Below are 7,034 nucleotides of genomic sequence, written 5' to 3'. Positions count from 1 at the left end.
ACTGATCGAAGTTGATAAAGCAGAACTAAACTGTTAACAGCTTTTCCGGATAACGAATAACTATTAACGTGTAACTAATAACGATTAACAGATAAACAAATAACGTTTACTAAAGCTCAAATGTAAATCCCTTCTCTGTCAACCGGTCATAAATCTTTTTGTCGAACCTGTATAAACTGGCTGCGCGGTGCGACACATCTTTTTGTTTTTCTTCGCAGGGTACGAGCAGGTTCATCTTCATAAGCTTGCGTCTGAAGTTGGGCTTGTCGAGTTTCTTTTCGAGAATGGCTTCGTATAGTTCTTGTAGTTGGAGCAACGTGAATTTCTTGGGTAGCAGGTTGAACCCTATCGGTTCATGACGCACTTTGTGTTTGAGATGTGTGAGCCCTGCTTCCAGAATTTCATTGTGATCGTAAGGAAGCCCCGGTATATCTCCAATCTTAAACCACTTGGCATCGGATGCTGTAAAGCCGGGATCAAGCGTATAGTTCTCAGGTTTTACCAATGCATAATATACAATGGTAATAACCCGCTTGGATGGATACCGATCTACATTACCAAAGGAGCGAAGCTGTTCAAGGTATATTTTGGAAACACCGGTAAGATCTTGTAGCAGGCGTGCGGCCGCATCGTCAGCACTTTCGTTGTATTTAATCCATCCTCCCGGCAGCGCCCACTTGCCTTTGCTGATCCCTTCACCGTGCTCCACCAGCAGGATGTCAAGTTCGCTTTTCTTAAAACCAAAGATGAGACAGTCGATTGAGAGGGCCTCAATTACTGCATCCGGGAAATCTTTTGCCATAAATCGAATCAGGCCGGAAGATAGAAAATAAATTCAGCACACTTGTAGTCAAATGTACTATAAGTTATATCTTTAACCCGATTTTCAACCGATTGAACATCATGGTATGAAGTATTGCCAGGTTTGCTGCTTTTTTAAACGACATGCTGCTGCGTACATTCATACACTTGGAAAACTACTCACTTTATATTAAGGAAATATGAAATACCTGCTGGGTTATGATCTCGGGAGCTCGTCAATAAAAGCAACGCTGGTAGATGCCGGCACGGGGCAGGTGGTGGCCTCGGCACAATCACCTTCGGAAGAAATGCCGATGCTGGCCGTGCACGCTGGCTGGGCAGAACAAGATCCGGAAATGTGGTGGGAGCATGCAGTAAAAGCACTGCAAACCTGTTTGAAAAAATCGGGCATCAACGGAGCCGACATCGCTGCGATTGGTATATCGTATCAAATGCACGGACTGGTTTGTGTTGATAAAGATCAGAAAGCATTACGTCCTTCTATTATCTGGTGCGATAGCCGCGCGGTGGAGATTGGCAAGAAAGCTTTTCAACAGTTGGGTGCCGATTATTCGCTTCAACATTTACTCAACTCACCCGGTAACTTTACGGCATCTAAGCTTCGCTGGGTAAAGGAGAATGAACCCCAGGTATTTGAGCGTATTTACAAGATTATGTTGCCTGGCGACTTTCTTGCGATGCGCCTTACAGGTGATATTGTAACCACAGCGTCTGGTTTATCAGAAGGTATGTTTTGGGATTATGAAGCCGAGGCTCCTTCGAAGAAGCTTCTTGAACTTTATGGTATACCTGCCGATTTGCTGGCCACACAGGCACCGACATTTTCAATACAGGGAAAAGTAAAAAAAGATATAGCAGCACAACTCGGATTGCAAGAAGGTACACCGGTGAGCTATCGCGCAGGCGACCAACCTAACAACGCATTCTCTTTAAATGTACTGAACCCAGGTGAAACGGCTGCAACAGCAGGTACCTCAGGTGTTATTTATAGTGTTACGGATAAGAATGCGTACGATAAGAAGTCGCGTGTAAATACATTTATACACGTGAATGACAAACGTCCTGCAAAAAGCAATGGCGTGTTGTTGTGTATCAACGGTACTGGTATCCTCAATAGCTGGCTGCGCAAGAATCTCAAGAGCAAAGGCGAATCCTTTGGATATGATGAGATCAATAGTATTGCTGCAAATGCACCCATTGGCGCTGATGGATTAACCGTGCTTCCTTTCGGCAACGGTGCTGAGCGTGTGCTGGAAGATAAAAACATCAACAGTACTTTTTATGGATTGAACTTCAATCGCCATTCGCAGTCACACGTGTTCAGAGCAGCACAGGAAGGAATTGTGTTTGCGTTGAAGTATGGCTTTGATGTATTGCAAGGCATGGGCTTGAAGACAAACGTAATCCGAGCGGGTAATGCCAATATGTTTCTGAGTCCATTGTTCCGCGAGGCATTCGTTAACACCATTGGCGCACGACTGGAATTATATGATACGGACGGATCAAAAGGTGCAGCGCTGGGTGCCGGGGTAGGAGCGGGTATTTATACTTCTTTCGAAGAAGCGTTCAAAGGATTGAAGATCATAAAATCAGAAGAGCCGGATGCAGACAAGGCAAATGCCTATAAGGAAGCTTACGGTAACTGGTTGAGGTTGTTGGAGGGGCAGTTAAAATAAAGTCTGGCTAAGGAAAATATTTGTAAACGTCTTTTCGATGAAGGCAGCGAAGAAAGGTTACGGAGTTGTTTTTTATGATGACGCCCAATCGGTAGTCACCAGTTCTAATTCTGTAGTAAATGCTTCCGCCTTTGAGTTTCTTCAGATTTTAGATTTCCGAAGGATGCGAAGCTCTCTCCACTTCTTCAATGCAGTCTGCAATTTTATTCAGCAAAAATTTATTACTAAAACCTTGGGTGTCTTTCTCAAATGCTTTGTCAATGAGAACCTTCATTCACTACGAAGTTTTTTTAGAAACTTCTTGGTATCAGTATATCGACCTGTACGACCCTTACGCATAGCATTTATCATGGCAATGTCTTCCGCCTCACTGGCAGATAGCTTTCGAACATCAATACCAATTTTTTTCGCAATATTCAGAACCATTACAAGATCTTTCTTCGATTTGGTCTTTAACAACGCTGTTTCCATTCGAAATAATTTTAAACAAATATAAATACTTTAACACCAATAAATATTCATGAAACTAACACTCGGCGACAAGGAATACTTCAAAGGCATAGGCCAGGTGAAGTATGAAGGTAAAGAATCAGACAACCCGCTGGCATTTAAATTCTACAATGCCTCACAGAAGGTAGGTAAGAAAACAATGGAAGAACATTTCCGTTTTGCCATTGCTTACTGGCATACGTTCTGCGGAACAGGCGGTGATCCGTTCGGACCTGGTACTAAAAAATTTGCATGGAATGCAAGTGATGATGCCATGCAACGCGCCTATGATAAAATGGATGCTGCATTCGAGTTCATCACCAAGATCGGTGTGCCATTCTATTGCTTCCATGACTTCGATTTGGTTGATGAAGGCGCTACACTGAAAGAATCAGAAGATCGTCTTCAGAAGATTGTTGACTATGCCAAGAAGAAACAAAAAGCTTCCGGTGTTAAACTGTTGTGGGGAACAGCCAACCTGTTTTCAAACCCGCGCTATATGAATGGTGCCGCTACCAACCCTGATTTCAACGTAGTATGCTATGCTGCTACACAAGTAAAACAGGCATTGGATGCAACCATCGAGCTGGGTGGTTCTAACTATGTATTCTGGGGCGGCCGCGAAGGCTATATGTCGCTGTTGAACACCGATATGAAACGTGAGCTCGAGCACATGGCGCGCTTCCTGCATGCCGCGAAAGATTATGCTCGCGCACAAGGTTTCAAAGGTACATTCCTCATCGAACCAAAGCCGATGGAGCCTTCTAAACATCAATATGATTTTGACTCTGCTACCTGTATAGCATTCCTCCGTGAGTTTGGTTTGATGGATGATTTTAAACTGAACATCGAAGTGAACCACGCTACATTGGCACAGCATACATTCGATCACGAATTGCAGGTAGCCGCTAACGCAGGTGTACTCGGCAGCATCGATGCGAACCGTGGCGACAACCAGAATGGCTGGGATACAGACCAGTTCCCCAATAACCTATATGAACTCACCGAAGCCATGCTGGTAATTCTGCAGGCAGGTGGCTTCAAGAACGGTGGTGTAAACTTCGATGCGAAAGCAAGAAGAAATTCAACTGACCTCGTGGATATATTCTATGCGCACATCGGTGGTATGGATTCATTTGCGCGTGCATTGCTGATCGCACAAGCTATCCTCGAAGATGGTACTTACACCAGCCTGCGCAAAGAGCGCTACGCTTCTTTCGACTCTGGTAAAGGAAAACAATTTGAGCAAGGTAAAGTAGGACTGGAAGAACTGGTTACCCTGGCACACAAAAATGGTGAGCCTGCACAAATCAGCGGTAAACAGGAATACTATGAAAACCTGCTGAACAAGTTTATCTAAGAATTATTTCCCACAGATTTCACAGATTAACACAGAAGTATTATTTGTGAAAATCTGTGAGTTCTGTGGGAGATTTTATATAGTCGCGAACTCCAGAGATTAAGCCAGCGGAGCCATTGTATAGTCTTTCGGACTTTCGTCTTCACACTTCCCGACTTGCATTTTATTTATTATCTTGGGTGTACACAACAGGAACGCACTATGAAAACATTGATGCTGTTATTGCTGATCCTGACCTCAAGCGGTGCCACGGCCCAGATTAATTCATTCCGAAAAGGCAGCAACTCTCTGCTGGGTTTCTTTCGGGTAAAAGAAAACACACTTCCTGTAGATTATCGTGCAACGCGACAGGTACTGGTTCTTCGAACACCACCGTCGGATGCATTTACCTCTTCTTCCTATTGGCAAACCGCCACGTACACTACATACTCTGAAAACGGACGGATTCGCACCACGCATATATTTGATATTAACGGTCAGCTTCGTGAATCACGACCTTCAGTAAGTTTGCGTAAAACCGGAGTGCTTTCATATTTGAGGGTTCAGTTCTCCCTGCAGCGACAACCCACACTCTTTACATACACTCTTCATTAAGCCGGTTAACGGCTAACAATTAACTGATAACGATTCTGCCACCAGATAAACTTCATTTTTGTTAACGCCATTTTTCGCTTTATTTTGTTCTTGTAGTTTTGAGTAAAGTCTAAGTATTGATGAATATGAAAAATATCTTTTGTTTCCTGATGGTATTAGTGGTTCCATTTTTTACCCAGGCACAGGCAAACGTTTCGTATGGAAGTTTCAAGCTGGTAGACCAGCAGCTCATTTATCAAAAAGTATTTGTAGAAGACTCCGTTACCGTAGCGAAAGCTGCCGAATACTATAAAACGTTGCCTTACGTTTCTAACCTGGCAACGACCAACGATGAGGTTACCTTTGATATGAACGACCTGGTAGTTGACTATAAGAAATTTCAATTCACGCAAGTGGCTACACCTCCAATCATCCAGACAGGTAAATATAGCGGCAAAGTTACTGTAGGCATACGCGATGGTAAATACAGAATAACCGTAAGCGAGATACAGTTAACAGGCGATATCGGTTACAAGAAAATTACCGAGAAAGACAAGCTCACCAACTACGCTGCCAAGAACAGCGGCACCATTATGAACCAGGAATGGTGCAAACCCAACACCCTCGGACTTCTCGAAAAAGCCTTCACCGATAAGCTCCAGTACGTTCCGCAACACAAGAAGATAGCAAAAGATGATTGGTGAGAAAATAGCAGCGAGTTTCTAGCCTCTGGCTGCTAGATGAGCTGCTTCTTTGGAACATAGAGAGACAGAGGATATGGAGATATGAAAGGGGCTATTCGTTAATCGTTATCCCAAGAGTCTATTGACGATTAACCTGTAACCGATAACGACTTTCCTTCTCAGCAGCCAATAACCTGAAGCCAGCGGCCATCAAGTTATCCAATGTAACATCTTCTCCTTCACCGGGTTTTCAAAGGGTGTATTGTTCTGCTGCGACAGATCCCATTCGCGCTTTAGCTCGTGATACCAGCGGGCTTGTGCATCGGGTTCGCCAATCAACATCAGCGTTGGTTTTGTTTCCAGTCCTTTGCTGAGTTTTCTGAATACATGCAAGTCCTGGTGTATAAACTGCTTTCCTAAATAACGCAATGGCCACCACAGGTATTTCACGAAACCAAATGTAGCATAGAAGATGTGATTGAGCTCCGTTTCATTTTCATTGATAGGCGTGAGGCAGGTAATGGAAACGATCTCATGATTACCGACACGGATATGTTCAAAGCGATTTCCCGGTAATTGAAAATTGATCTCGGTGGATGTTTCTCCCTTCAATATAGAATATCCCTTCGAGTTGGATGAAGGTTTATGCCGTGCCATCTTGAAACCCAGTTCACTTGGCTCGAACTTCTTCTCCTTTAGTTTTAACTTTTTGGCCGATCGCCAGTACCACGACTGGTGTACGAATGTAACGTGCGCCGGGTCAATCAATCCAATCACTGAGTGGTCAATGTTGGCAGGCATCGTTACCTTCTCTACAAATCTGAATTTTTTGCCAGCAGGAATTAACAGATCAGGTACTCGTTCTTCAGCGCCTTGTAACTGGCTTTTACTCCGCGGTATATAAATCCAGACCGTGCCGTTGATTTCTTTACAGGGATATTTGAATACCTTGATCTTGTTGCAGTCGAATTTCTCATCGGCAAGTGCAGGTATTTTAGTACACGTGCCGGTGTGATCAAATTTCCATCCGTGGTAGCAGCACTGTATTTCTTTGCCGTCATACCAACCATTGGAGAGGGGTACACCGCGGTGCGGGCAGTTATCTTTTAATGCAAAAGGTATATCATTTTCATCGCGGCCAAACACGATTCGCTCACCGAGTATTTCTTTGGAGAGGAGTTTGCCTCGCTTGAGGAATGAGCCATGCATGGCAAAGTACCAGAGGTTTCTTAGGAAGAGTGATTCGGTCATTATTTCAGGAGCGGTAAAAGGTACAAAACTAACGATTTCGGAGCGAAGCTTTACGAAACATAAAAAGGTCAAAAAATTAAAAAATTGTGACCGTCAACGCTTGATGCAATCGTTTCCGGTAATTTTATTTGTTTACTTTTCGCCGCGATAATATTTTATTGCATCAAATCTCAAACGAAT

At 43.7% G+C, this 7,034-nt stretch carries 8 protein-coding genes; 4 read left to right on the top strand and 4 right to left on the bottom strand.

The features are described from left to right. Nucleotides 1-109: 109 nt before the first annotated feature. Complete coding sequence (locus V7Q33_RS16275) at nt 110-802, bottom strand: NUDIX hydrolase (RefSeq protein ID WP_331980356.1); 693 nt, start codon at nt 800-802, stop codon at nt 110-112. A 199-nt stretch (nt 803-1,001) separates the two neighbouring features. Here V7Q33_RS16275 and V7Q33_RS16270 point away from each other — a divergent pair, with 199 nt between their 5' ends. Then, nucleotides 1,002-2,498: a xylulokinase gene (locus tag V7Q33_RS16270; protein ID WP_331980357.1), complete on the top strand. Its 1,497-nt coding sequence runs from the start codon at nt 1,002-1,004 to the stop codon at nt 2,496-2,498. Between the two features lie 148 nt (nt 2,499-2,646). On the opposite strand, the gene V7Q33_RS16265 is transcribed toward V7Q33_RS16270, so the two are convergent. Both V7Q33_RS16265 and V7Q33_RS16260 read right to left on the bottom strand, forming a co-directional pair. Beyond that, nucleotides 2,647-2,772 carry a hypothetical protein gene (locus tag V7Q33_RS16265; RefSeq protein ID WP_331980359.1) on the bottom strand — a complete coding sequence of 42 codons (126 nt, stop codon included), beginning with the start codon at nt 2,770-2,772 and terminating at the stop codon, nt 2,647-2,649. Then, nucleotides 2,769-2,969: a hypothetical protein gene (locus tag V7Q33_RS16260; RefSeq protein ID WP_333820500.1), complete on the bottom strand. Its 201-nt coding sequence runs from the start codon at nt 2,967-2,969 to the stop codon at nt 2,769-2,771. Before V7Q33_RS16260 ends, V7Q33_RS16265 begins: the two co-directional genes overlap by 4 nt. Nucleotides 2,970-3,018: 49 nt before the next feature. Here V7Q33_RS16260 and xylA point away from each other — a divergent pair, with 49 nt between their 5' ends. The 3 genes from xylA to V7Q33_RS16245 all read left to right on the top strand — a co-directional run bounded on the left by xylA (nt 3,019) and on the right by V7Q33_RS16245 (nt 5,624). Next, nucleotides 3,019-4,347: a xylose isomerase gene (xylA, locus tag V7Q33_RS16255; protein ID WP_331980363.1), complete on the top strand. Its 1,329-nt coding sequence runs from the start codon at nt 3,019-3,021 to the stop codon at nt 4,345-4,347. 201 nt (nt 4,348-4,548) lie between these two features. Then, nucleotides 4,549-4,941, top strand: coding sequence for a hypothetical protein (locus tag V7Q33_RS16250; RefSeq protein WP_331980364.1), 393 nt, complete (start codon nt 4,549-4,551; stop codon nt 4,939-4,941). 125 nt (nt 4,942-5,066) lie between these two features. Then, a complete protein-coding gene (locus V7Q33_RS16245) occupies nt 5,067-5,624 on the top strand; it encodes a hypothetical protein (protein ID WP_331980366.1) in 558 nt (185 codons plus the stop codon). A gap of 189 nt (nt 5,625-5,813) precedes the next feature. Here the strand turns inward: V7Q33_RS16245 and V7Q33_RS16240 are convergent, their stop codons facing one another. Continuing rightward, nucleotides 5,814-6,854, bottom strand: coding sequence for an aromatic ring-hydroxylating dioxygenase subunit alpha (locus tag V7Q33_RS16240; RefSeq protein WP_331980368.1), 1,041 nt, complete (start codon nt 6,852-6,854; stop codon nt 5,814-5,816). Nucleotides 6,855-7,034 lie beyond the last annotated feature (180 nt).

Source organism: Ohtaekwangia sp., assembly GCF_036786105.1.
GTDB lineage: Bacteria > Bacteroidota > Bacteroidia > Cytophagales > Cyclobacteriaceae > Ohtaekwangia.
The sequence above is the reverse complement of the archived record's forward strand: the minus strand, read 5'-3'. Positions and strand labels throughout refer to the sequence as shown.

What these genes read in the sequence shown, in the direction of transcription:
- V7Q33_RS16260 (WP_333820500.1), bottom strand. Translation starts at nt 2,969, where the DNA reads ATGGAAACAGCGTTGTTAAAGACCAAATCGAAGAAAGATCTTGTAATG.
- V7Q33_RS16265 (WP_331980359.1), bottom strand. Translation starts at nt 2,772, where the DNA reads ATGAAGGTTCTCATTGACAAAGCATTTGAGAAAGACACCCAAGGTTTT.
- xylA (WP_331980363.1), top strand. Translation starts at nt 3,019, where the DNA reads ATGAAACTAACACTCGGCGACAAGGAATACTTCAAAGGCATAGGCCAG.
- V7Q33_RS16245 (WP_331980366.1), top strand. Translation starts at nt 5,067, where the DNA reads ATGAAAAATATCTTTTGTTTCCTGATGGTATTAGTGGTTCCATTTTTT.
- V7Q33_RS16270 (WP_331980357.1), top strand. Translation starts at nt 1,002, where the DNA reads ATGAAATACCTGCTGGGTTATGATCTCGGGAGCTCGTCAATAAAAGCA.
- V7Q33_RS16250 (WP_331980364.1), top strand. Translation starts at nt 4,549, where the DNA reads ATGAAAACATTGATGCTGTTATTGCTGATCCTGACCTCAAGCGGTGCC.
- V7Q33_RS16240 (WP_331980368.1), bottom strand. Translation starts at nt 6,854, where the DNA reads ATGACCGAATCACTCTTCCTAAGAAACCTCTGGTACTTTGCCATGCAT.
- V7Q33_RS16275 (WP_331980356.1), bottom strand. Translation starts at nt 802, where the DNA reads ATGGCAAAAGATTTCCCGGATGCAGTAATTGAGGCCCTCTCAATCGAC.